Consider the following 25649-nt stretch of genomic DNA (forward strand, 5'->3'; position numbering starts at 1 on the left):
TTCGGCGCGCCTTTTGAAATCTGTGTTTACTGTTTTGCCAGAGCGTGCATCAGCTCAACCGTAGCCGGGTACAGCTTGTCGTACACCTCCTGGAACGCCTTGTACTGTTCGTGGGCCTCGGGGTTGGGGGAGAAAGTGCAGCCGGGCTTGATGAACTTGGTCAGGGCGGCGAAGTCCTCGAAGCCCGGGTATTTCACAGCTGTTGCGGCCATCATGGCGTCGCCGAAGCTGGCTCCGATGGTCACAAGGGGCGTGTTGATCTCCTTGCCGGTGACGTCGGCCACGATCTGCATCCAGTGGGGGTTCTGTACGCCGCCGCCCACTGCGAAGATCTGGTCGATGTCCACGTTGTCGTGGGCTTCCATGATGCGGATCTGCTGGTTCACCGAGTAGGCCACGGACTCCAGGGCGCTGCGGTAGAGATGGGCGCGGGTGTGGGCCAGGGTCAGGCCCAGCAGGCAGCCGCAGGCCAGGGGATCGTTGATGGGGGTGCGCTCGCCCGCAAAATAGGGCAGGGTGATCAGGCCGTCGCTTCCGGGGGCGATCTGCTCCACGCCCTCCATCATGGTCTGGTAAGCGTCCGGTCCGCCGTCCTTCTCGATGGCCAGGGCATCCGGGAACAGGTTGTCGCGGTACCACTTGGTCAGGGAACCGGCGGCGTTGGTTCCGGCGGAGATGTCGCAGAGCCCGGGAACGATGAATTCCTCGCGCCACAGGCGGTCGTCGTCCACCAGCTCCTTGGTGCCCAGAATCATGTAGATGGAGGAGCCGAACTGGATCATCATCTTTCCGGGGGCCACAACGCCGATGCTGATGGCCTCCGCGCCGGAGTCGTCGGTGCCGGTGATCACCGGAGTACCCTCGGCCAGGCCGGTCTCGGCCGCGGCTTTGGCGGTGACGGTGCCTGCGATGTCATTGGCCTCCTTGATGGCGGAGAGCTGGTCCGGACGGCAGATGGGCTTGCACAGCTCGGGGTTGGGGGTTCCGTCGCTGTTGTAGAGCGGGTTAAAGCTGGCCAGTCCCAGGAAACGGTCCACCACATACTCGCCGGTGAGCTTGGCGGTGATGAAGGTGGAGGCGGTGATGAATTTGTGGGCCCTGGCGTAGACCTCCGGCTCGTTGTTCTTGATCCAGAGGATCTTGGGCATCACGTCGGAGGAACATAAGGGGCGGCCGTACCATTTCTTGATCTGCTCTTCCCCGTAGAGCTCGGTTAAGTCCGCCATCTCCTTGGTGGCGCGGGAGTCGATTCCGTAGAGAATGGCCTTGCGCAGGGGACGGCATTCCTCGTCCACGGGCAGGCAGTCCGCTCCCAGGGCGCTGGCGCCCACGGCCAGAATGTCGTGGGGGTCCACGCCGCTGTCCGCGATCAGCTTGTTGCTGATCCGGCAGAAGTCGCCCCACCAGTCCTCGTCGGCGTCGTGCTCATAGTGGCCCGGCTTGGGGTTGGTCATGGCGTGCTCCGCGCTGGCGGTGGCGATGATGTTACACTCCTGGTCGATGATCACGCCCTTGCTGGAGTTGGTGCCGGTGTCGATTCCCATAAAATACTTTTTGTTGTTCATAGTAACCCTCCAAATTTGTTGTTACGGTTGTATTGGCCGTTTTCCCTATTTTCCTGCCTTGCCGGGCGTTTTCCGCAGATCATAGCTGTGGAGAAACTTGATGGCGATGATCAGGCAGGCGAAGGAGACGGACAGTGTCAGGATCACGTTGGAGCCGGAAAGCCCCGCTGTGATATAGCCCACGAAACAGCAGCCCGCCACGGTCATGGCGTAGGGCAGCTGGGTGGTCACATGGTCAATGTGGTTGCATTCCGTCCCGGCGCTGGACAAAATCGTGGTGTCCGAGATGGGGGAGCAGTTGTCGCCGAACACGCTGCCTGCCAGGGTGGCGGACAGGGAGACGGTGAGCAGCTGCGGGGCCAGGGCGTAGGCCACCGGCGCGATGATCGGAATCAGAATGCTGAAGGTGCCCCAGGCGGTTCCGGTGGAAAAGCTCAAAAACGCGGCGATCACGAACACGATGGCGGGCAGCAGGAAAATGGGAAAGCTGGCCTTTGCCAGGCAGTCGCTGACAAATTCCGGCGTCTGCAAAATGTCGCGGCACACGGAGCCGATGGTCCAGGCCAGAAACAGGATGCAGCAGGCCGGGATCATGGTCTTGAAGCCCTCGGTGACGCCGTTCATAAACTGACGGAAGGTCATGAGCCTCCGGGGCACGAACATGATGAGAGCCGCGGCCAGGGCTCCGAAACCTCCCCATACCAGGGATTTTGAGGTCTCGCAGCTGCCGAAGGCGCTGCCTAAGTTCATGTAGGACTCACCGCCCGGTACGAAGAAACCGCCGGTGTGGAGCATGGCCGTGATGGCGAAGAAGATCAGGAGCACGATGGGTAAAAGCATATCCGCCACCGTGCCGCGGTCGGAGGATTCCGAGAGCATCTCGTTCTCCGATTTCACGGCGCCTAAGTATCCCCTGGCTGCCATGGCCTCCGCATCCACCATAGGGCCGTAGTCGAGACCGGTCAGAATGATGATGAAGATCATGGCGATGGACAGCAGGGCGTAGAGATTTAAAGGAATTGTGGAGAGGAATACTTCAAATCCGTTTTGGTAGTATCCGGTGGCCTCCAGGTTGCTGCCCACTGCGGCGGCCCAGGAAGAGATGGGCGCGATGATGCACACGGGCGCTGCGGTACAGTCGATGATGTAGGCCAGTTTGGCGCGGCTCACCTTGTATTTGTCGGTCAACGGTTTCATGACGGTTCCCACGGTCAGGCAGTTGAAATAATCGTCGATGAAAATGACGATGCCCAGCATCGCGGTGGCCAGCAGAGAGAGCCGTTTGGACTTGATTTTGGTCGCAGCCCATTTCCCGTAGGCCTTGGAGCCGCCGGCCATGGAGATCACGAACACCAGGCCCCCCAACATGCAGACGAAGAGGATGATATACAGGTCCGCGCTGCCCACCATCAGGTCAAATGCGGTGCCCACTGTGCCTGCGATGGGGTTGAGCCCTATTCCCATGGAATAGATAAAGGTTCCGGCCATGATGCCGACCAGCAGTGACGATACAACTTCTTTTGATACAAGCGCCAGAGCGATTGCCAGTACGGGCGGTACGAGAGAGAGCCACCCAGCGTAATATGGTTCCACGATTCCAGTCTCCTTTAATTCTTTTTAGGGGGCGCTTCCGGCGCGGCTGCCCGTGGGCGCCCCTGTGCATTGCTAATTTGTGGGGTAAACCACGCGGCCGTTCACAAGGGTCATAAAGACCTTCATTCCGCGGGCCTTTGCCGGGTCGACATCGAACAGGTTTCCGTCCAGAACGGCGATGTCCGCCAGCTTTCCGGCTTCCAGGGTGCCAAGCTCCTTTTCGCGGCCCAGATTGTACTGTCCGCCGCTTGTCCAGGCCTTTAACAGCTCGGCTACGGTCAGGGTGTTTTCCTTATTAAAGGGTTCGCCGCCCTCGGGGAACAGGCCGCCCACGGTGTGGTAAACAGATTCCGGAATGTCGTCGTAGAGCAGGGGCAGGTCAGTGCCACAGGAGATCGTCACGCCGCTGTCCGCCATTTTCCTGCGGTTCCAGTAAAAACGTCCGCGGTCCATGCCGATTTTCTCCTCGATCATGGCGATTTTGCCGGCGCGGTCCGCGATGGACATGATCTGCGGATAGACCTCCGCGATGATGCCAAGTCTGCCCATGCGCTCCAGATCCGCGGGATCGGAGCACTCCAGGTCGGTGATGGCCTGACGGTTCTTCATCTTCCCGTTCTCATCTCTCTGGCATTGCTCGAAAATGTCCACGGTTTTGCCGATGGCGCCGTCGCCCTGAGCGTGCAGGGAGAAGCGGAAGCCCTCCTTGTCGGCCGCTAAAGCGTCCCGCTTTAAGCCTTCCCAGTCAATGTCCTTGGCGCAGCAGGTATCAGCGCAGAGGTAGGGCTTCTTCATCTCGCCCTCCAACTGGCTGATGGAGCCGTCGGTCATCTGGTTGTAGCCGGAGAAGGCTACAAAATCGCCCTGGAATTTGTCGCGCATGGATTTTCCGTATTCCAGATTCATGGGCGCGCCCACGGGCTGGCTCATAAAATGAACGCGGGCGGTCAGCTCCTGGCCCTGTTCCAGCTCTGCTAACGCCTCCGTGAAACCGTAGAAGTCGTCAAAGCCCATCTCCTTCACCGAGGTGATGCCCCGGGAGTTCATCATGGCCAGGTATTTCTTGAATTCCGGCACGGAATAGCTGTGATCGCTGAGAATGTAGCGGAGCAGCTTCCAGTAGCTCTCGGACCAGCAGGTGTCCGGGGTGAAACCGTAGGTCTCGCCTGCCGCGCTGTTCATATAGCAGGTCTCCCCGCCTTCCATGAACAGGATCGCCGGGATGGAGCCGAATTCCTGATCCAGCTTTTCCCGGGTCAGGCCGCCGAAGCCGGGTCTGACGTTACGGGCCAGCACGGTGGCGCCGGGCTTTAATGTATTCTGGTACGCTTTAGCCGCCGACAGAACTTCCTCCTCCGTGGCGCAGCCGCCTAAGTCGGCGCCTGTGATGGTCAGAAGATAGCCGGTGAAGAAGCAGTGCACGTCCACGAAGCCGGGACAGATCAGGCGGTCGCCCAGCTCGTGAATCTCGGTTTTTTCCCCGGCGTACTCGGCTCCGTCCGATGGGCCGGCGGCCAGGATCCGGTTGCCTGCGACGGCCACAAAGCCGGGCTGGGGTTCCCTGCCGGAGCCGTCGAAAATGGCGTTGGAGCGCAATAAAAGGTCTGCTTTCTGCATGTGAATTCCTCCTTTGATAGATGGATAAGGTGAATAAGATAAAAGATATTTCATACCAATTCTGTGCAAATCATAACACAGACCAGCTTTAGATTCAATAAAAAAAAGCCTGTTGGCGGAAGAATTGTAAAAAAGGCCGAAAAACGACTGATAATTTGTGCAATATGTACATTTGACAATGAGAAGCGGTTGAAAAAGGCCGATGGTCATTGACAAGAAACGGGGATCATGGTATGCTCGAAGCGGATCGGAAAATTATGTAACATGTATAATAATAGAAGCACTTGAAACTTCGGACGGAAATCTTACAGGGATGAGGAGATGAATGAGATGAGACGGAAGCTGATCGCAATGGATTTGGACGGCACGGCGGTGGACTCGGAGGGCAGGCTGGCTCCGGGCGTGAAGAAAGCGATTGTGGACGCCAGGGCGGAGGGACATATGGTCGCCTTTGTGACCGGGCGGGCGGACACGGATATGGCGGCGCTGGACTGCGGATACGAGTTCGTGGACTATCTTATATTAAATAACGGAGCCAAGCTGGTCCGCGGGCACGACCGGACCGTGCTGGAGAACGAGGTTTTAAACCGGGACGAGGTGGAGCGGCTGATCCGTTTCTGCCAGGAGCGGGATATCCAGGTGTATGTGATCTGCGGCCGGGAGTGCTACGCCAGCAAGCGCGGCGAGCGCCTGGAGCGCTATATGGATTCCATCGGCTGCCGTCCCCATTATTTCGAGGATATTTCCCAGGTGCCCACGGACCGGGTGGAGGGAATGACCATCCTGGGGGAGGCGGCTCCGGTGTGTTCGGCCATCAGGGAGCAGGGCTTCAACCTGCGCGCCGTGATCTCCGAGCCGTTCTGTGTGGATGTGATGAACCCGGAAGTCAACAAGTGGAACGGTCTTAAGGAGCTGCTGCGCCGGATCGGGATGGAGCGGGAGGACGTGGTGGCCGTGGGAGACTACGACAACGACCTGGAGATGATTCTGCAGTCCGGGATCGGCGTTGCGGTGGGCAATGCCAGGGAGTGCGTGAAAGCCCGGGCGGATTACGTGACGGTCCGGGACAACGAGGCCGGAGCGGTGGCGGACATGATCAACGAGCTGGTGTTGGGCAGAACCTCCGGGCTCTGTCTGAGGAACGCAGTGTAGGCGTTCGGATTATTATAGAAGCTGAAGTGAGGGGATCCCAGAGGAAAGCGGATCGATTGATGCCGCCATCCTGCTGGAATCCCTTTTTTGGTATAAAAATTTCGGGATCCTATTTAGATTATAAAGGATTGCTGAGAAAATATGGAAAAAACTATGTGCAATATGCATATAAATAAAATTCAAATATGTAGAAAATAATAAATTGACACAAGGAAGTGAATCTGCTATACTTCAAGTGGTATAAAAAACTGAATAACATATATAAGGCAAGGAGGAAAACGATGAAAGTTGCAGCAATAGGCGATAATTGCATCGACGTATACGAGCGGATCGGCAAAAAGTATCCCACCGGCAATGTAGTGGATACCGGCGTCAACATTCAGAAGCTGGGAATTCCGGTTTCCGTGATCAGCACCACCGGGTCGGACGAGAACGGCGTCTGGATGGTGGAGGCGCTGACAAAGGAAGGCCTGGATTTAAGCCACTTCAAGGTGGGGGACGGAGCCACCGCCATTACATACATGGATATGGACGGCCTGGACCGGGTTCACGGCGATTACGTGGAGGGCGTGCTGGAGAACATCGTTTTTGACGACGAGGACATCCGCTTCGCTGCGGAGCACGATCTGGTACATACCGCGCTGTGGGGAAAGGCGGAGGACACCCTGCCGAAGATCAAGGCGCTGTCCGGCGCGAAGATCAGCTTTGACTATGCGGACCACCTGGACCATGAGCTGGTGGAGAAGACGCTGCCCTACGTGGATTATGGATTTTATTCCTACCACAAGGAGCGGGATCCCTTTATCGAGGGCTACTTAAAGGACAAGGTGGACCGCGGGATGAAGATCGCGGTGGCGACCTTCGGCGATAAGGGAAGCCTGGCCTACGACGGCAAGCAGTTTTACGAGGGCGGCATTTATCCGGCCAAGCTGGTGAACACCGTGGGCGCCGGAGACAGCTTTATCGCCGGTTTCCTGTACGAGATTCTCAAGGGCTCGGATATTGAGAAGTGTCTGGACACCGGAGCCAGGGTGGCGGCCAAGGTTGTCAGCACCTTTAATCCCTGGGAGGATTAAATAGATGAAGAAACGGATTCTTTGTTACGGGGATTCCAACACCTGGGGCTACAAGCCGGTGACCGGGGAGCGTTACGACGAGGATGAGCGCTTTACCGGGGTTCTGGCCCGGGAGCTGGGAGAGGACTACCGGGTGGTGGAGGAAGGCCTGGTGGGCCGTACCACTGTTTTCTCCGACCGGATGGAACCGGAGCGGTGCGGAATCGAGCACCTGCTGCCATTTATCCTCTCCCAGCTTCCGTTAGACTATATGGTCATTATGCTGGGCACCAACGACACCAAGACCCATTTCCATGTGAATGCAAAGGAGATCGGGTACGGGATGGAGGAGCTGATCATCAAAGCGCAGCACATCCTGCGTATCCGCGGCTCAAAGGCAAAGATCCTGCTGGTTGCGCCGGTTCCCATCTGCCCGGAGGACGACCCCATGTTCGGTCCCGAATCCGCAGCGAAGAGCGAGGAGCTGGGCGACGTGTACCGGGAGCTGGCCGCGGCCTGGGACTGCCTGTACCTGGACGCCAAAACCGTGACCAGGGAAGTCGGAGGGGACAAAATCCATCTGACTGCCGACGCGCACAGCGCCCTTGGAAGGGCGATTGCAGCAATTATAAAAGAAAATGAATAAAGGGGGTAATTTATTATGAAACTCGGTATGTTTACATCCGGCTACCAGCGCAATCCGCTGGAGCACTGCTTCCAGGACGCCAAGCGTTTTGGTTATGATTTCATCGAACTCTGGGGAGGAAGACCTCACGCCTACGCGCCGGACTTAAAGGCCGGAGAGCTGGACGACGTGAAGCGCCTGATCGACAAGTACGAGATTCCGGTGCTGGGCTACACGCCGGAGCACAACGGCTATCCGTACAACTTCATGATCGGCAGCGAGCTGCAGAGAAGAGACGCGGTGGAATACTTAAAGCTCAGCCTGGATATGGCCAAGGAGCTGGGATCCGACTATATGCTGATCTCCCCGGCCCACGCGGGATATGAGACCACCTACGAGGAGATCTGGAACCGTATGGAAAAGACCGTCCGGGAGCTGGGCGACCACGCTGAGAAGGTGGGCGTGAAGCTGGTGGTGGAGACGCTGACTCCCTACGAGAGCAACGCGTTCAAGAGCGCCAACGACGCGGTGGAGTTGTTCAAACGCGTGAATTCCCCCTACGTGGTGGGTATGGTGGACATCGTTCCGCCCTTCGTGCAGCACGAGAGCATCATGGCGTACTTAAGCAAGCTGGGCGACAAGATGTACCACATGCACATCATCGACGGCGATCAGGGCACGGACAGCCACATCGTTCCGGGCGAGGGTTCCATTCCGCTGCCTGAGCTGTTCAAGGAGTTAAAGGAAGCGGGCTATGAGCGGACCGCAACCCTGGAGCTGGTGACCGGCTACATCAACGAGCCGCGCCTGTACGCCAGAAGGGCCATCGACCGGGCCAGAGAGTACATGAAAGAGGCCGGTTTTTAGTTTCATACAATAACAGTACAGCTTGGAAGGGAGACATACGATGTTTATTGATATTCACGTGCATCCGGCCTTTTATGATCCCATAAACGGGGATGAAGCGGTGGAGGAGATGCGCCACAGCGCCCTGGATATCCACAAAAACGGCACGGCGCCCCTGGAACATATTTTCAATCAGATGCGCTGCGCCGGACTTGACAGGCTCTGCCTGCTGCCCGAGGATTACACCACGGAGCTGGGCAGGCCGGTGGTGACCAACGAGGAGGTAAAAGCCCTTGTGGACCTGGCCCCGGACAAATTCATCGGATTTGCCAGCGTGGACCCGTTTTTGCCAGACGCGGCACAACGGCTGGAACACGCCTTCGGCGACCTGGGCTTAAAGGGGTTGAAGCTCCATCCGTCCAGACAGCATTTTTATCCCTGCGATGAGCGCCTGAACGCGGTGTACGACGTCTGCGAGGCCTACAAAAAGCCCATTATTTTCCACAGCGGGCTTTCCTGGGAGCCCAACACGCTGACCAAGTATTCCAGACCCACGGAGTTCGAGGAGCTGGCGGCCACCCGCCCGGGCCTTAAGATCTGCCTGGCCCACTTCGGCTGGCCCTGGGTACAGGAGACGGCCATGCTGATGCTCAAGTACCCCAACGTTTACGCGGACACGGGAATCCTGTATTTTGACAACGCCTGGGAGTTTTACCGCCGGGTGTTCACCCAGGATCTCCCCGCAACCTGGATTGACCGCAGCCTGCGCCACCAGGTGATGTTCGGCAGCAACAATCCGCGGTTCGAGCAGATCCGCATGGCGGACGCCATCGGCAAGCTGGGATTCAGAGAGAGCACCCTGGAACTGATCAAGGGCGAAAACGCCATCGAGTTCCTGGGCGGACTGTAGGGAGGTGATTCGGAATGGTCGTTTTAAAAGAAATTACGGTGCTGACAACACAGTACAACCAGTGGATCCGGATCACGGACGAGATCGAGCGGGTGATGAAGGAGAGCGGAATACAAAACGGCATCGTCAACGTGATCAGCCGCCACACCACAACCGGTGTCACGGTCAATGAATCCCTGGAATGCCTGGAGAGCGATATGTCGGAATTCCTTTCCCGGCTGGCTCCTGAGGACTGGCCCTACGCCCACGCGCGGATGCTGCGGGACTACGGTTCCACGGCCGGCAACCCAACGGGCCATCTCAAATCCCTGATGACCGGGAACCACTGCCACCTGGTGGTGAGCGGCGGCGAGCTGGAACGGGGCGGCGCCCAGGAGGTCTATTTCTGTGAATTCGACGGTCCGGCCAAGCGGACCGTGATGGTACAGATCATGGGCGAGTGATTGCCCCCTGCAATGATGAAGCATACGCGCCCAGCGCGATGTGATATGGTTAAGGTTCCTATAAACCAAATACAAAAAAAGGAGATATGAGTATGTCAAATCCAAAAACTCCGGAACAAAGTGCAAATGAACTGAAGAGGAAACTGGGGCTGGGAGCGGTTATCGCGCTCGGCGTTGGTACCACCGTGGGATCCGGTATCTTCTCCTCATTGGGAGAGGTGGCAAACGCCGCCGGAAGCAGCCTGTTCCTGGTGCTGGCCTTCCTGATCGGAGGTCTCTTACAGATCCCGGCAAACTTCTGCTACGCAGAGCTTGCCAGCGCCTTCCCTGAGGACGGCGGACAGTATGTTTATTTTAAAGAAGCGGGTTCCAGACCCCTGGCCTTCCTCTGCGGATGGATCAGCTTCTGGGCCACCGATCCGCCCAGCATCTCCATCATGGCTCTGGCAATCGCCAACTACCTGGCATTCTTTATCCCGGTACACGGCATTATCCTGCGCCTGGTGGCCGTGGCCTTTGTACTGATCTTTATGATGATGCATCTGCGCTCGGTGGAGGGCGGCGGTAAGTTCCAGACCGTCATCACGGCTCTGAAGATCATTCCCTTCGTGCTGATCATCGGAATCGGTATCTTCTTCATCAAGGGAGAGCTGTTCCTGTCCTCAGCGCCGCTGGCTACCGTGACCGCAACCGGATTTACCGCTCTGATGGCCGGTATCTCCGCTACCACCTGGTCCTTCGACGGTATGGCCGCAGCCTGCTACATGTCCGGAGAGATCCGCGAACCCAAGAAGAATCTGCCCAAGGGCCTGATTCTGACCGCATTTATCGTGCTTGGCCTGTACGTTGGCCTGACCGTAGTCGCTTCCGGTCTGCTGAGCGTGGATGAGCTGGCCGCTTCCGAGGCACCCATCGCCCTGCTGGCATCCAAGATCCCGGTGATCGGCAACTACGCCGGAACCATCGTGGCGATCATGGCCGTTATCGTGGTAGTTGGTTCCCTGTCCAGCTGTATCATGTTCCAGCCCAGAATTGAGTACGCAATGGCAAGAGACGGACTGTTCTTCAAGTCCTTCGGCAAAGTACATCCCAAATACGAGACTCCGTACTTCTCCATCCTGGTACAGTGCGCTGTGGCAATCGTTCTGATCTTTGCAAGTTCCCTCTCCGATCTGCTGGGATATTTCACCCTGGTAGCTCTGCTGAAGAACTTCCTGACCTTCGGCACCATCATCGTGCTGCGCAACAAGGAGCACTACAAACCGGCGTACCGTATGCCCGCCAGACCTCTGATGGTCGGCATCGCCATGATTATCACCGGAACCCTGATCTGGTCCACCTTTATCTGGGCTCCTCTGGCTGGCATCGCCTGCGCAGTGATCGCAGTGGTCACCGGTCTTCCGGTTTACTATTTCTGGGAGAGCAAGAATAAGAAGGCAGCCGGTAAATAACAGGTTTTTAACCGCGGCAAGGTTGACACTTTGTGGCAGATGTTCTAAGATGAGTTGTAGGAATACGTTTAACAAATGTAGTATTACATGATTTTCGACTGAAAAAGGAATGTCTGCCATGAATATAGAACGCCAGAAGCCTCGGGACGAGGCCATTGAAAAAATTGAAAATTATATCATTCAAAACCATTTAAAACCGGGTGACAGGCTTCCCTCTGAGCGGAGCATGTGCGATATGTGGGATTTCAACCGTTCCACCTTAAGAAGCGCGATCAAGCAGCTGATTCTCGAGGGAAAGATTTATAATAAGAACGGATCGGGAACCTACGTGTCCGGTGAAAAGCTGGTGCGAAACCTGCAGGATACGGACGGATTTTACCAGACCGTAAAGCGTTCGGGCCGTGAGATCACCACCAAGGTGGTGCACATGGATTTCTGTGAGACTCCGAAGAACATCGGGCGGAAGATGAAGCTCCCGCTGGGACATAAGCTGTTCCGCCTGGTGCGTATCCGGTATCTGGACGGGATTCCGGTGATGATTTCCACCGCCTTTCTGGACGCGGAGCGTTTTCCCGGCCTCGAAGCCCTGGATTTTGAGAGCAATTCTCTGTACAGCCTGCTGAAACAGCACTATAACGTGGAGATTTCAGGCGGTCATGAGAAGCTCAGCATCACCTACTGCGATGCCCAGGAAGCCGGTTATCTGGAAATGGAAGAGGGCGCCCCTGTGATCTATCAGTCCGGTGTGACCATGGATGAGCAGGACGTTGTATTTGAGTATTTTAAGGAGATTACCCGTTCGGAGTACATCTGCTATGCCAGCGAGCTGACGAGGCGGTAACAGAGCCACGTGGATTGCCCGGCAGGGCGGAATTAGGGAGGTATAAACATGAAGTTAGCTGCAGTTGGCGATAACTGTATGGACGTTTACGAAAATATCGGAAAAGCATATCCCGGCGGAAATCCCGTCAACGTAGCCGTATATTTTGTGCGGCTGGGGGGAGAGTCCTCCTATACGGGAGTGGTCGGAACCGACCAGTACGGAAAACTGATGAAGGAAAAAATTGCGGAGAAGGGCGTTGACGTGTCCCACATCCGCTTTATGGAAGGCAGCACGGCGATCACCCATGTGGAACTGGTGGACGGAGAGCGCGTGTTCGGAGAGTACGAGGAAGGCGTTCTGGCGGACTTCAAGCTCACCGACGAGGAGATCGATTTCCTCTGCAGCCATGATATGGTGGTGACCGGCCTCTGGGGGAATGTTCACGACGATCTGGCGAAGATCCAGGCCAGAGGTGTGAAGGTTGCCTTTGACGCGGCTACCCGCCCGGAGGATCCGGCGGCTGTCACCGCAATCCCCTCCGTGGATTACCTGTTCTTTGCCACGGACGACGGGGACACGCCTGAATTGCGTGAGACCATGAAACAGATTAAGGCCAAGGGGCCCAAGCTGGTGATCACCACCCTGGGCGAAAAGGGCAGTATTGTCTACGACGGAGAGAAGTACACCACCTTCGGAATCATTCCCTGCAACGTGGTGGACACCATGGGAGCCGGGGACAGCTTTATCGCCGGGTTCTTAAAGGGGATTCTGGAGGAGAAACCGGTTGAAGAGTGTATGAAAATGGGCGCGACCAATTCCAGCGTGACGCTGGAGTACAACGGCGCCTGGTAAGAAGCGTAAAGGGGGTTATTGCGTTGGCAAAACCGGCAGAGGTTTCCTACAATGCACCGATCTATCTGCAGCTCAGAGAGGTTGTGCGTTCCAAAATTGAGGATGGGGAGTATGCGCCCGGAACGGCGATCCCCTCCGAGAATCTATTGGCCAGCACCTATGGCATCAACCGCCTGACCGTTCGCAGCGCCATCGACGCGCTGGTGAACGAGGGCCTGCTCAAGCGCGTGCAGGGCAAGGGCGTGTACGTGGTGGCGCAGATCGAGCGCGATCTGGAGGTGTTGGGCGGATTCACACAGACCATGAACGCCAAGAACGTGGAGACCAGAAGGAAAATTTTGTCCAAAGGCCAGCGCAGAGCCGGGGAGAAGTACGGGGCGATTTTTGGGATTGAACCGGACGACATGCTGTATTTTATCAGGCGTCTGGACTATGCGGACGAGGAACCCATCGCCATCCAGGAGATTTACATTCCCTACAATCTTGTTCCCAAGATGGAGGGGATCGATCTGTCGGTGTTCAGCATGTACGAGATTTACAAGTTTTACGGCATCAATCCGGTGCGGGCCTGGCAGACCCTGGATTTGGTACAGCTTACCCAGTCCGACGCCCGGCTGATCAACATCAACAAGGATCAGACGGTATTCCTGTTCGGCTGCACCACGTACGACGACCATAACCGCGTGATCGAGTATTCCAAGTCCTATACGCGGGGGGACAAATGCAACTTTACGGTACATTTTCATAAATAGAGGAAGGAAATATCAGCGATGTTAAAATTTGACGAGCAGAAACAGATTGACAGTGTAAACGGCGCTCTGGCCCTGAGACCGGAGATTGAAAAGGTAGTGGACGAGATTCAGAACCGCGGATTTGATGCGATTTTCTTCATCGGCATCGGCGGAACCTGGGCCTCCAGCATGCAGGTTGAGGTTTATATGCGGGGCAGAAGCTCCATTCCGGTATATGTTGAGAACGCGGCGGAATTTCTGACCACGGGCAACAAGCGTTTCACCAAGGATTCTATCGTGATCTTCTCATCCGTGACGGGCAGCACCTCCGAGATGGTGAAAGCCGTTGACAAGGCTCACGAGATCGGCGCAAAGGTGTTCGGTTTCATCGACAAGCCCGAAGCTCCCATGGTAAAGCAGTGCGACTGGTGCATCTCCTATCCCATGAACGAGCAGCTGAAGTTCTATATGGTAGCCAACCGCCTGATGTACAACAACGGCGAGTTCCCGGAGTATGACAAATACAATGCTGAGATGGAAGCTCATCTGGCCCAGGCTCTGGTGGACGTGGAGAAGGAAGCCGACGAGTGGGCGGCAGATTTTGCCAAGAAGAAATACGAGTATTTCAGAGCCAACCCGGATATGCCCCATTACTTTGTGGGCAGCGGCAACCAGTGGGGCGCAACCTACTCCTACGCGATGTGCTACTGGGAGGAGCAGATGTGGATCCGCACCAAGTCCATCACCTGTCCGGAATTCTTCCACGGCATGCTGGAGATCGTGGAGGCCGAGACCCCGGTAACCCTGTTTATCGGCGAGGATGAGCAGCGTCCGCTGGCAGAGCGGGTGAAGAATTTCCTGCCCAGAATCTGCAAGAACTACACCATCATCGACACCAAGGACTACGAGCTTAAGGGAATCAGCGAGGAGTTCAGAGGTTCCATCTCCCACCTGGTGATGCACGCAGTGAACAACCGCGTGGACGCCCACATGGAAGCGGAGCTGTGCCATCCCCTGGAGATCCGCCGCTACTACCGCCAGCTGGATTATTGATAACGAGCGCAACAGAGCAAATAGTGAATGAAAAGCGAAAAGCGGGAAGTGCAGGTCTTTGACTCTCCCGCTTTCGCTTTACAAAAATATGGAAAATATTGGGTGATAAATGGCCCGCAGGTAATGCCGGCGGCCCGTTCCATTCAAGCAAAAAGGAGAAAAATTATGCTTTGGACTGAAAAAATGTTTGGGGTTAAGAAACCGATTATTACGATGCTGCACCTGGATCCGCTGCCCGGAGATCCCCGGTTCCACTACGGCGACACCATGGAGCGCGTGGTGGAGCACGCAAGAGCGGACCTGCACGCGCTGCAGGAGGGCGGCGTGGACGGAATCATGTTCAGCAACGAGTTCAGCCTGCCCTATGAGCGCCACATGAGCTTTATCACACCGGCCGCCATGGCCCGCGTGATCGGCGAGCTCAAATCCGAGATTCGCGTGCCCTACGGCGTGGACTGCATCTCCGACGGCCAGGCCAGCATCGAATTGGCGGCGGCTGTGGACGCGAAGTTTATCCGCGGAACCTTCTCCGGCGTGTATGTTGGGGACGGCGGCTTCTACAACAACGATTTTTCCGCTCTGCTGCGCCGCAAGGCAGCGCTGCACCTGGACGATCTGAAGATGCTCTATTTCATCAACCCTGAGTCCGACCGCAGCATGGACACCAGACCTCTGGTGGATATCGCCAAGTCCACCATCTTCAAGGCTCATCCCGACGGGCTTTGCATCTCCGCCAACGCCGCCGGTCAGGACGTGGACGACGAGCTGATCGCCAGCGTGAAATCCGGAGCTCCCGACGTGGTGGTGCTGTGCAACACCGGCTGCCGCCCGGATACCATCGAGCGCAAGCTGACCACGGCGGACGCCGCGGTGGTGGGAACCTACTTCAAGGAAGGCGGAAAGCTGGAGAACGACAAGCTGGAGAACGTGCGGGTGGATGTGAACCGCGTGAAGGAGTTCATGGAAGTCGTGCGCAGATTCCGCGAAACCCTGTAATCCGGAGCTGACGGTAGAGCAGATTGCCGGCGAACCGGCTGAGCGGGGCTTATGACCAGCCGGATGAACCATAAAACGAATCAGGAGGTATTTTGATATGTCGAAGATTACGATGGACAATTTTGCGGTGATGAGCGTGCAGTATGTGCACTATTCCCTGGAGTATTATCTGGATTCCATGGTGAAAAACGGCTTAAAGCACGTTGACCTGTGGGGCGGCATTCCCCATTACTGCCGCCTGGACTATCCGTTCGCCGAGGACGCCAAAAAGAAGATCGGCTCCATCCGGGCTATGATGGAGGAGAGAGGTCTGGACGTTTCCGTCTACACGCCGGAGACCCTGGCCTATCCCTACAGCTTCTCCCATCCCGAGGAGGAGGTGCGCAAGCGCACGGTGGACTATTTCAGCATGGCCATGGACGACGCCCTGCTCTTTGGGACCAACAAGGTATTCTTAAACTCCGGCTGCGGCCTGTTGGATCTGCCACGGGAGGAATCCTTCGCGCGCCTGGTGGACACCTACAAAAAGATCGCGGCCATCGCGGAGCAGAAGGGCATCGAGCTGGTATTGGAGCAGCTTCAGCCCTATGAGAGCAACCTGGTGTTGAACCTTCAGGACATCAAGCGGGTGCTGGACGAGGTGGATTCCCCGGCGATGTACATCTGCGTGGACGTGGTAGCCATGGCAGTGGCGGGAGAGGAGTTAAAGGATTACTTTGAGGTGCTGGGCAGAGACCGGATCAAACTGATCCATTTTGCGGATACCTGCCACTATATCCTGGGAGACGGGGAGCTGCCCCTGAAGGATTACTTAAAGACTCTGGAAGAATACGATTATGACGGGATTGTGGACCTGGAGATCAACGACTCCATCTACTGGGACGATCCCCACGAGTCCATCCGCAAGTCGGTGGAATGGCTGAAGGCTGAACTGTAAGAGCGGCTTCATGAAAAAAGACATTTAAAAAAGAGCTGGCGCCGGAAATTCATATTTCCCGGGCGTCAGCTCTTTTTCACTTTATAGGAAACTTCTCAAATCAGCGAAGATGGTGTATAATAGATTGGAAATAAAAAAGGCATAGCAAAAGAGCGAAGGTGTGACTTCGCCATGACGTTGTCTATGTATTTTTTGTTTTTGGTTTAGGCTGCACTATCTGACGGTAGAGAAAGAATAGGGCATATGGAACTATCCATATCCCATAACCTTTCGATAGCGTTCAAATAGTGCAGTTTTTTTGTGGTAAACTTCTAAAACCAACATAGAAGTGCCACACTCCGGGCATCTGAGCGGATCATAGCCAAAGGTCAGAAGAATCAAATTCCGCCAATCTAGGAGCTTAGAAAGATAATGCTGCTTCTGCTTGGATAAACATTTCCGGAGATTTTTTTCCTGTTTGTGGTGCTTTGCATAAATGCCGTAGTAGCGGACCATTTTAAAATGCTTGTCAGGGATATGCAGGATCAGGCGTTTGATAAAGTCAATGGCGGGGATGCATTCTGTGATCGTTTTATGGTCCTCATGTCGCTGATAATGGAACGTCACAGAATCCCCGTCATAGGCATCCATCCTGGAAGTGGCAATGACAGGCCGTCCAAGGTATCTGCTGATGTATTTAATGGTGATATCAGGAGAACACAAATTAGGTTTGGCTCTCACATAAAAGCCTTCGGGATGGTCTTTGTAGATTTGATTTTTAAGCTTCTTAAAAGGCGGTCCCAGTTTAAGAGAGAGCTGATCCAAAAGGACTTTCCGAAAAGCCAGGCGCAGGAAATCATAATCAAAATGGGGATTGGGTCGCCAGGGAGTAATGTTGCCAGCACCGCCTTCCGAAATCAGGGCATGGATGTGAGGATTCCACTTTAAATCTCTACCGAAGGTATGAAGGACGCAGATAAAACCAGGAGTAAAGAGTTCGGACTTATTCATCTTGAAGAACATGCGTAGGACGACATCCCTGACAGAATGGAACAGGCAGTTAAGGAGTGAGTGGTCCTTAAGAAAGAAGATGCGCAGTTCCTCAGGAATGGTAAAGACACAGTGTCTGTGGATACAGGAAACGAGTTTACAAGACATACGAAAAGCACGTTTCTGGTTATAGACGTTGCCGCATGAGGGACAGAACCGGCTTTTACAGGAAAAGGGAACAAATTTAAGGTTACCACAATGAGGACAGCCAAAGAAAGCTCCGCCATAAGAAGGATCATGGCAGAGGATCATCCGGTTGATGTTATCCAAAACATTTTTATCAGGTCGAATAACATATTGGATATATTCAAAGTGGTCAGAAAAAATAGTTTGGAGGATGTTCTTATGCATAAGAACATTTTACAATAAAGCAGCAAAAAAGGAAATCCCCTAAAACCCCTCATGAGTGAGGGGCAGGGGAGTTGAGAGTGCCGAAGGCACTTTGTTCTGTCATTTTCGCAGCAGCGGCGGACCGGCGGCGCGATCTGCGGCGGTCTGCGCCGCCGGTCCATTGCGGTAAGGATCAATGATACAGTTTTTTGTGCTCGTAAACCGGCTCGGAGGTCAGCTCCGCGCCCAGCTTCTTGAATACCTTGATGTCCACGTCGGAGAGCATCACCGAGGTGTGCACCTGGCAGCCGCGAAGCCTGGGCAGCTGGTCCAGGGCCTTTTTGGCGATGGGATCCGTGGCTGCGCTCATGGACAGGGCGATCAGAACCTCGTCGGTGTGCAGCCGGGGATTGCGGCTTCCAAGGTAGTTGGTCTTTAAGGTCTGGATGGGTTCAATGGCCGAGGGCGCGATCAGGTGAAGATCGTGGGGGATGCCGCCTAACATCTTGATGGAGTTTAGCAGCACGGCGGCGGAAGCGCCCAACAGGTTGCTGGTCTTGCCGGTGACCAGGGTGCCGTCGCCCAGCTCGATGGCCGCGGCGGGGGCCTGGATCAGGTTGGCCCGCTCCATACAGGGGGCGATGACCCGGCGCATACCGGGGGTGATCTTGGCCTGCTTCATCAGCAGCTCCAGCTTATACACCTCGTCCTCGGAACCCTCCTCCTTGGCAAGGCGGTTGAGGGCGTGGTAATACCGGCGGATGATCTCTTGGTAGGAGGCCTCCCGGCACACCTCGTCGTCCACGATGCAGAAGCCGGCCATATTTACGCCCATATCCGTGGGGGACTTGTAGGGGCTCTCGCCGTAGATTCCCTCAAAAATGGCGTTTAACACCGGGAAAATGTCCACGTCCCGGTTGTAGTTGACCGCGGTCTTGCCGTAGGCTTCCAGGTGGAAGGGATCGATCATGTTCACGTCGTTCAAATCAGCGGTAGCCGCCTCGTAGGCCAGGTTCACCGGATGCTTTAAGGGCAGGCTCCAGATGGGGAAGGTCTCGAACTTGGCGTAGCCCGCCTTGATGCCCCGCTTGTTCTCGTGGTAGAGCTGGGAGAGGCAGGTGGCCATCTTGCCGCTGCCCGGGCCGGGGGCGGTGATGATCACCAGCGGGCGGGTGGTCTCGATGTAATCGTTTTTGCCGTAGCCCTCGTCGCTGACGATCAGGGATACATTGCTGGGATAACCCTCGATGCAGTGGTGGCGGTACACCTTGATACCCATGTGTTCCAGCTTGGTCTTAAACTGATCCGCCCCGCTCTGGCCGCTGTACTGGGTAATCACAACGCTTCCCACGTAGAGGCCCTTGTCCTGGAACTCCTGGATCAGGCGGAGCACGTCCACGTCGTAGGTGATCCCAAGGTCGTGGCGGACTTTATTTTTCTCGATGTCCGCGGCGTTGATGGCGATGACGATCTCCGCCTGGTCGGCCATCTGCAGCAGCATCCGCAGCTTGCTGTCCGGGGCAAAGCCGGGAAGAACCCTGGAGGCGTGGAAGTCGTCGAAGAGCTTGCCGCCGAATTCCAGGTACAGTTTGTCGCCGAACTCGCCGATGCGCTGTTTAATGTGCTCTGATTGGAGCTTCAGGTATTTTTCGTTGTCAAATCCGGTTTTCATCTTTTTGTAATCTCCTGTTTTAAAATTGACCATAAGTAATACATTTCCATAGTATACCATAAATCCGGCGGGTGTGCTATCAGTTTTCACATCGGCTGCCGGAACGGATGCGAATTTCCCGGACGCTTCCGCAGAGAACATTGCAATCGTTGCCTGTCCCGGCTATAATGGAATAAAATGGATGAAAATGTGGGGCCGTAGGCGGCAGGAGGAACGACGGATGTGGAGAGAGATCAGCGGGCGGGAGCGCAGGCACGTTCAGCGCATGGAGATGAAACTGTGGAAAAGGAGGCGGATCGCCGCATTGGGGTACACGGTTCTGACTCTGGGATTTCTTGCGCTGGTCACGTCCGCCTGCTATGAGCAGGAGAAAAGCGCCCAGTGGGAGAGGGAATTTCTGCTGGAGGTGCTGTACGATCTGGGAAACGGCGGCAAGGACGACAATCCGGTCAGGCAGCAGAAGCTGGTGCGGGAAGCGTGCATGAAGCTGAAATACCGGAGGATCTATTGGATCGAGTGTATCCTGGCGGCGGCGGGCTATGGGGGTTATTATTACGTTGCCGTATGGCGGACCAGGAAGTATCTGTCGGGATCGCTAAAGGTCCGGACGGCGGTCTGTACGGGGACAAAGGGGGTCCGCCGCAGGTCCTGGCACAACTTTTACGTCAATCTCAAAACAGAAGACGGGGAGAAGCTGCGGGAGCTGTGGGTACCCTGGAGGCTGGGGGAGGAGATCGAGAGCGAGACCCCTCTGCTCCTGGTCCGGGAGGACGAGGAATCGGAGCCGAGAGTTTACCCGGCCAGGAGCAGCCGCGGAATCTGAACCCCGCAGATTCCGCCCGCTGGAGCCTGGCCGGGAAGCGCCGCAGCTTCAATCAACGGATTTTCGGGCGGTAAAACACTTCGTTTACATTGTAGACCGTCACAAACGCGCTGGGGTCCGTTTTGGAGATATAGTTCATAAGCTGTATATATTCGTTTTTATCGACGATTGTGATGATCTTCCGGCGGATCTGATGGTCATAAGCGCCCACCGGCTCATATATGGTAGCGCCGCTGTGGAGCGTGTGGAGTATAAACGCCTCAATGTCGGCTTCCTTGTTCGACAAGATGCAGACCCGCCTCCTGATATTGAATCCGAAAATGAAATGATCCAGCACAATCCCGTTCAGATACGTTCCCAGGATACTTAACAGCACAGTTTTTGCATCGTACACCAGGGCCGCCGTAAGGGCGGTACAAATGCCTGCCAGCGACATGGCCTTTCCCAAATCCATGCGCAGATATTTATTTAACAGCTTCGCAATAATATCCAGACCTCCGGAGGAAGCGTTCCGGTTAAACAGAATCGCCAGACCGATGCTGACCGTAAAAATGTAAAGCAGCATATCTAAAAAACCATCGCCCATAATGGACTGCATGTCCGGAAACAGGATTTCCAGAACCGCCAAAACCACAGGCATCAGAACCGATGTGTAGATTGTTTTGATCCCAAAGTCACGTCCGATAAAAATCAAGCCGACCACCAGCAGAGCGACATTCAGCCCCATCGTAATCGCGGATATTTTCAGCGGTATAAAGTTCGCAAGAATGATTGCAAGCCCGGAAATGCTGCCGACTGCCAAATGGCTTGGGATCAGAAAGAAGAAAACAGCTGATGCCGCGACCACTGTGCCAAATGTAATGATAAGCCATTCAGATAATATCTTTTTAGGATTCATGACGGACTTCCTCCATAGACCGGTTTCCGGTTTGATGTAATACCGCCTACATTATACCCGGTTTTGAATGGGTTGACAACCGGGCCGACGGTCTGACACGGAGGGAACTCCTGTATATAAGCCGCGATATTCAAATATTTATAAGTAAATAACAAAAAAGAAATTAAATATATTAATTTTACTAATTTATCTTTCCTGTGATATGATAGGGGACAGATGGTTTAGACTTTTTAGACTTAGGGTTTCTATGGAAAAGCAGGAGGTTTGTAAATGAGCGTAAGACGAATTTTTGTGGAGAAAAAGCCGGCGTATGCGGTAAAAGCCGGGGAGCTGCGGGAAGAGCTGGAGAGCTATCTGGGCATCGATACTGTGGAAAATGTGCGGGTTCTGATCCGTTACGATATTGAAAATCTGTCTGAGGAGACTTATGGGAAGGCGCTGGTGACCATTTTCTCCGAGCCGCCGGTGGACGAGGTGTACGAGGAGGAATTCCCGAAGAACCCCGGTGATCTGGTGTTCTCCGTGGAGTACCTGCCCGGCCAGTTCGACCAGCGGGCGGACTCCGCCGAGCAGTGCGTGAAGCTGTTAAAGGAGGATGAGGAGCCGGTGATCCGCTCCGCAACCACCTACGTGATCACCGCGGCCCTGACCCCGGAGCAGGAGAAGGCCATCAAGGCCTTCTGCATCAACCCCGTGGACAGCCGGGAAGCGGGGGTGGATAAGCCCTCCACCCTGGTGGCGGAGTTTGAGGTCCCGGAGGACATTAAGACCTTTGAGGGCTTTGCCGCCGCGCCGGAGGCGGAGCTTAAGTCGCTCTACGACACCCTGAACCTGGCGATGACCTTTAAGGACTTCCTTCATATTCAAAGGTACTTCCGGGATGAGGAGCGCCGCGATCCCACGGTGACGGAGATTCGGGTGTTGGACACCTACTGGTCCGATCACTGCCGCCACACCACCTTTTCCACGGAGTTAAAGAATGTCTGCTTTACCGACGGGGATTACAGAAAACCCATCGAGGACACCTACAACCGGTACCTGGCGGACCGGGAGGTGATCTACAAGGGGCGGGACGACAAGTACGTCTGCCTCATGGACCTGGCCCTGATGGCCATGAAGAAGTTAAAGAGCGAGGGAAAGCTGGAGGACATGGAAATCTCCGACGAGATCAACGCCTGCAGCATCGTGGTGCCGGTGGAGATCGACGGCGTCACCGAGGAGTGGCTGGTGAACTTTAAGAACGAGACCCACAACCACCCCACGGAGATCGAGCCCTTCGGCGGCGCGGCCACCTGCCTGGGCGGAGCCATCCGCGACCCGCTGTCCGGCAGAACCTACGTGTACCAGGCCATGCGCGTTACCGGCGCGGCGGACCCCACCCGGCCCTTAAGCGAGACCTTAAAGGGCAAGCTGCCCCAGCGCAAGATCGTAAACGGAGCCGCCCAGGGTTATTCCTCCTACGGCAACCAGATCGGCCTGTCCACCGGCTATGTGAAGGAGATTTACCATCCGGGTTATGTGGCCAAGCGCATGGAGATCGGCGCGGTGATGGGCGCGGCTCCCAGAAAAGACGTAATCCGTGAAAATTCCGACCCGGGCGACATCATCATTCTTCTCGGCGGGCGCACCGGACGGGACGGCATCGGCGGGGCCACCGGCTCCTCCAAGGTGCACACCACGGCCTCCATCGAGGTCTGCGGCGCGGAGGTGCAGAAGGGAAATGCGCCCACGGAGCGCAAGATTCAGCGCATGTTCCGCCGCCCTGAGGTGAGCCGGATCATCAAGAAGTGCAACGACTTCGGCGCGGGCGGCGTGTCCGTGGCCATCGGCGAGCTGGCGGCCGGACTTCAGATCGACCTGGATAAGGTTCCCAAGAAATACGCCGGTCTGGACGGCACGGAGATCGCCATCTCCGAGTCCCAGGAGCGTATGGCCGTGGTGGTGGACCCCGGCGACGTGGACAAATTCCTGGCCTACGCCGGGGAGGAGAATTTGGAGGCCGTGACCGTGGCCGTGGTCACAAAGGAGCCCAGGCTGGTGCTCAACTGGCGGGGTAAGACCATCGTGGACATCAGCCGCGCATTTTTGGACACCAACGGCGCACACCAGGAGGCGGACGTGACCCTGGAGGTGCCGGGCCGTGAGAACAGCCCCTTAAAGCGCGCAGAGGTGGAAGATGTAAAGAAAGCCTGGACCGGCATGCTGGCCGGACTCAACGTGTGTTCCCAGAAGGGACTGGTGGAGCGGTTCGACGGGTCCATCGGCGCGGGCAGCGTGTTTATGCCCTACGGCGGAAAATACCAGCTCACCGAGACCCAGGCCATGGTGGCCAAGCTTCCGGTGCTGAAGGGCAGCACGGACACCGTGACCATGATGAGCTACGGCTTTGACCCCTACCTGTCCAGCTGGAGCCCCTACCACGGGGCCGTGTACGCGGTGCTCACCTCTGTGGCCAAGATCGTGGCCGCGGGCGGAGACTACAGCAAGATCCGTTTCACCTTCCAGGAATATTTCCGCCGGATGAACGAGAATCCGAAACGTTGGAGCCAGCCCTTTGCAGCGCTTCTGGGGGCCTACAGCGCCCAGATGGGCTTCGGACTGCCCTCCATCGGCGGCAAGGACAGCATGTCCGGGACCTTCGACGACGAGCACGGCGAGGTCAATGTGCCCCCCACCCTGGTTTCCTTTGCGGTGGATGTGAACAGCTACAAGAATATCATTACCCCCGAGTTCAAAAAGCCGGGCAGTAAGATCGTAGTGTTTAAGGCGGAGCGGGACGGTTACGACCTGCCGGTGTACGGACAGGTGATGGACGGCTACGGGAAGCTGTTTGAGGATATCAAAGCGGGCAGTATCATTTCCGCCTACGCGGTGGAGGGCCACGGCATGGCGGAGGCGGTCAGCAAGATGGCCTTCGGCAACAAGCTGGGCGTAAAGATCGAGCACAGCCTGGATCCCAGGGATTTCTTCGCCCCGGGTTACGGCGACATTGTCTGCGAGGTGCCGGACGGCCTGGTGGGAGAGCTCTCCATCTCCTACACCGTGATCGGCGAGGTGACGGACCGGGCGGCGTTTGAGTACGGCAGCGTGTCCATTTTCCTGGACGAAGCGCTTGAGAGCTGGACCAAAACCCTGGAGGACGTGTTCCCCACTGCCACGGGCAGAGAGAAGCGCGGGGAGGAGGCGGTGCTTCCGGAGCGCCTCTACAAGACGGACGCAATCTACATCTGCGACCACAAGATCGGTAGCCCCACGGTGTTCATCCCCGTGTTCCCGGGCACCAACTGCGAGTACGACAGCGCGAAAGCCTTTGAGCGGGCCGGCGCCAGGGCCGTCACCCGGGTGTTCCGCAACCTGAGCGCTGAGGACATCCGCCAGTCCGTTGAGGTCTACCGGCAGGAGATCGCAAAGGCCCAGATCGTCATGTTCCCCGGCGGCTTCTCCGCAGGCGACGAGCCGGAGGGTTCCGCCAAGTTCTTCGCCACCGTGTTCCGCAATGCGGTGATGAAGGAGGAGATCGAAAAGCTGTTAAATGAGCGGGACGGCCTGATGCTGGGCGTGTGCAACGGCTTCCAGGCGCTGATCAAGCTGGGCCTGGTGCCCGGAGGCGAAATCGCCGACCAGGGGCCGGATTCCCCCACCCTGGCCATGAACACCATCGGCCGCCACGTGTCCAAGATGGTCTACACCAAGGTGGTGTCCGACAAGTCCCCCTGGCTGGCAGAGGCCAGACTGGGCGGTGTGTACTGCAACCCCGCCTCCCACGGAGAGGGCCGCTTTGTGGCAAATGAAGCCTGGCTGTCCAGACTCTTTGCCAACGGACAGGTGGCCACCCAGTATGTGGACGACCAGGGCAACGCCACCATGGACGAATACTGGAACCCCAACGGCTCCTACATGGCCATCGAGGGCATCACCAGCCCCGACGGGCGAATCCTGGGCAAGATGGCCCATTCCGAGCGCCGCGGTCAGGCGGTTGCCATGAACATTTACGGGGAGCAGGACATGAAGATCTTCGAGTCCGGCGTGAAGTATTTTAAGATTTGATAAAAACAGATTGAGATAAATTTCCCGGGCAGGGCCGGACAGGATAACGAATATTCTGTCCGGCCCTGCTTTTGGCAAGGGGCCCGGCGGCGCGCGTTTTGGTTCAGCGCAGCCGGGCCAAATAAAAAAGATTAAAAAATTTTAAAATAATTAAAACCGATGGGCGCTCCGGATCGTCTTGTAATCAGATGGCGGTAGAAA

Annotated in this window: 21 protein-coding genes and 1 pseudogene; 15 read left to right on the top strand and 7 right to left on the bottom strand. The window is 56.2% G+C overall.

Annotation, left to right across the window (positions count from 1 at the left end):
* Positions 1-26 precede the first annotated feature (26 nt).
* The 3 genes from ACK2JC_RS26510 to ACK2JC_RS26520 all read right to left on the bottom strand — a co-directional run bounded on the left by ACK2JC_RS26510 (position 27) and on the right by ACK2JC_RS26520 (position 4775).
* Entirely contained in the window at positions 27-1565 is a 1539-nt protein-coding gene (locus ACK2JC_RS26510) for an FGGY-family carbohydrate kinase (RefSeq protein ID WP_092360957.1), read from the bottom strand.
* A gap of 45 nt (positions 1566-1610) precedes the next feature.
* Positions 1611-3158: a Na+/H+ antiporter NhaC family protein gene (locus ACK2JC_RS26515; protein WP_368271443.1), complete on the bottom strand. Its 1548-nt coding sequence runs from the start codon at positions 3156-3158 to the stop codon at positions 1611-1613.
* 72 nt (positions 3159-3230) lie between these two features.
* Complete coding sequence (locus ACK2JC_RS26520; RefSeq protein ID WP_320937592.1) at positions 3231-4775, bottom strand: amidohydrolase; 1545 nt, start codon at positions 4773-4775, stop codon at positions 3231-3233.
* Positions 4776-5105: 330 nt separating this feature from the next.
* Between ACK2JC_RS26520 and ACK2JC_RS26525 the strand changes: the two genes are divergently transcribed.
* From ACK2JC_RS26525 to ACK2JC_RS26585, 13 genes are all read left to right on the top strand, one after another.
* The gene (locus ACK2JC_RS26525) at positions 5106-5927 is read left to right on the top strand and encodes a Cof-type HAD-IIB family hydrolase (RefSeq protein ID WP_227167551.1); all 822 of its coding nucleotides are present in this window, start codon (positions 5106-5108) and stop codon (positions 5925-5927) included.
* A gap of 281 nt (positions 5928-6208) precedes the next feature.
* Positions 6209-7003 carry a fructoselysine 6-kinase gene (gene frlD, locus ACK2JC_RS26530; protein ID WP_320936506.1) on the top strand — a complete coding sequence of 265 codons (795 nt, stop codon included), beginning with the start codon at positions 6209-6211 and terminating at the stop codon, positions 7001-7003.
* Positions 7004-7007: 4 nt separating this feature from the next.
* Entirely contained in the window at positions 7008-7628 is a 621-nt protein-coding gene (locus ACK2JC_RS26535) for an SGNH/GDSL hydrolase family protein (protein ID WP_092360952.1), read from the top strand.
* A gap of 15 nt (positions 7629-7643) precedes the next feature.
* A complete protein-coding gene (gene frlC / locus ACK2JC_RS26540; RefSeq protein WP_007712171.1) occupies positions 7644-8474 on the top strand; it encodes a fructoselysine 3-epimerase in 831 nt (276 codons plus the stop codon).
* Positions 8475-8514: 40 nt separating this feature from the next.
* Entirely contained in the window at positions 8515-9363 is an 849-nt protein-coding gene (locus ACK2JC_RS26545) for an amidohydrolase family protein (RefSeq protein ID WP_092360951.1), read from the top strand.
* A 14-nt stretch (positions 9364-9377) separates the two neighbouring features.
* The gene (locus tag ACK2JC_RS26550) at positions 9378-9806 is read left to right on the top strand and encodes a secondary thiamine-phosphate synthase enzyme YjbQ (RefSeq protein WP_024734895.1); all 429 of its coding nucleotides are present in this window, start codon (positions 9378-9380) and stop codon (positions 9804-9806) included.
* 92 nt (positions 9807-9898) lie between these two features.
* A complete protein-coding gene (locus ACK2JC_RS26555; RefSeq protein WP_276950708.1) occupies positions 9899-11257 on the top strand; it encodes an amino acid permease in 1359 nt (452 codons plus the stop codon).
* A 118-nt stretch (positions 11258-11375) separates the two neighbouring features.
* Positions 11376-12098 carry a GntR family transcriptional regulator gene (locus tag ACK2JC_RS26560; protein ID WP_227167547.1) on the top strand — a complete coding sequence of 241 codons (723 nt, stop codon included), beginning with the start codon at positions 11376-11378 and terminating at the stop codon, positions 12096-12098.
* A 48-nt stretch (positions 12099-12146) separates the two neighbouring features.
* Entirely contained in the window at positions 12147-12932 is a 786-nt protein-coding gene (gene frlD, locus ACK2JC_RS26565; RefSeq protein ID WP_092360948.1) for a fructoselysine 6-kinase, read from the top strand.
* 23 nt (positions 12933-12955) lie between these two features.
* Complete coding sequence (locus tag ACK2JC_RS26570; RefSeq protein WP_007712160.1) at positions 12956-13684, top strand: GntR family transcriptional regulator; 729 nt, start codon at positions 12956-12958, stop codon at positions 13682-13684.
* An 18-nt stretch (positions 13685-13702) separates the two neighbouring features.
* Positions 13703-14716 (top strand): SIS domain-containing protein, encoded by a 1014-nt coding sequence (locus ACK2JC_RS26575; protein WP_092360947.1) that lies wholly within the window; start codon positions 13703-13705, stop codon positions 14714-14716.
* 165 nt (positions 14717-14881) lie between these two features.
* Positions 14882-15712 (top strand): BtpA/SgcQ family protein, encoded by an 831-nt coding sequence (locus ACK2JC_RS26580; RefSeq protein ID WP_092360946.1) that lies wholly within the window; start codon positions 14882-14884, stop codon positions 15710-15712.
* Positions 15713-15809: 97 nt separating this feature from the next.
* Positions 15810-16649, top strand: a complete 840-nt coding sequence (locus ACK2JC_RS26585) for a sugar phosphate isomerase/epimerase family protein (RefSeq protein WP_092360945.1) — start codon at positions 15810-15812, stop codon at positions 16647-16649.
* Positions 16650-16898: 249 nt separating this feature from the next.
* On the opposite strand, the gene ACK2JC_RS26590 is transcribed toward ACK2JC_RS26585, so the two are convergent.
* The 3 genes and pseudogenes from ACK2JC_RS26590 to ACK2JC_RS26600 form a co-directional block, all read right to left on the bottom strand.
* Positions 16899-17651 (bottom strand): transposase, encoded by a 753-nt coding sequence (locus ACK2JC_RS26590; RefSeq protein ID WP_368275016.1) that lies wholly within the window; start codon positions 17649-17651, stop codon positions 16899-16901.
* A gap of 144 nt (positions 17652-17795) precedes the next feature.
* Positions 17796-18029: pseudogene (locus ACK2JC_RS26595) on the bottom strand (transposase zinc-binding domain-containing protein); the annotation flags it as partial.
* Positions 18030-18201: 172 nt separating this feature from the next.
* Positions 18202-19680, bottom strand: coding sequence for a DUF1846 domain-containing protein (locus tag ACK2JC_RS26600; protein WP_320936505.1), 1479 nt, complete (start codon positions 19678-19680; stop codon positions 18202-18204).
* A gap of 220 nt (positions 19681-19900) precedes the next feature.
* Here ACK2JC_RS26600 and ACK2JC_RS26605 point away from each other — a divergent pair, with 220 nt between their 5' ends.
* On the top strand, positions 19901-20503 hold the full coding sequence (locus ACK2JC_RS26605; protein WP_320936504.1) for a hypothetical protein: 603 nt from the start codon (positions 19901-19903) through the stop codon (positions 20501-20503).
* A 52-nt stretch (positions 20504-20555) separates the two neighbouring features.
* On the opposite strand, the gene ACK2JC_RS26610 is transcribed toward ACK2JC_RS26605, so the two are convergent.
* The gene (locus tag ACK2JC_RS26610) at positions 20556-21401 is read right to left on the bottom strand and encodes a YitT family protein (protein ID WP_320936503.1); all 846 of its coding nucleotides are present in this window, start codon (positions 21399-21401) and stop codon (positions 20556-20558) included.
* 270 nt (positions 21402-21671) lie between these two features.
* On the opposite strand from ACK2JC_RS26610, the gene ACK2JC_RS26615 reads away from it, so the two are divergent.
* On the top strand, positions 21672-25448 hold the full coding sequence (locus ACK2JC_RS26615; RefSeq protein ID WP_320936502.1) for a phosphoribosylformylglycinamidine synthase: 3777 nt from the start codon (positions 21672-21674) through the stop codon (positions 25446-25448).
* The last annotated feature ends 201 nt before the right edge of the window (positions 25449-25649 follow it).

It is taken from the genome of Enterocloster lavalensis, from assembly GCF_046603895.1.
Classification (GTDB): domain Bacteria; phylum Bacillota; class Clostridia; order Lachnospirales; family Lachnospiraceae; genus Enterocloster; species Enterocloster lavalensis.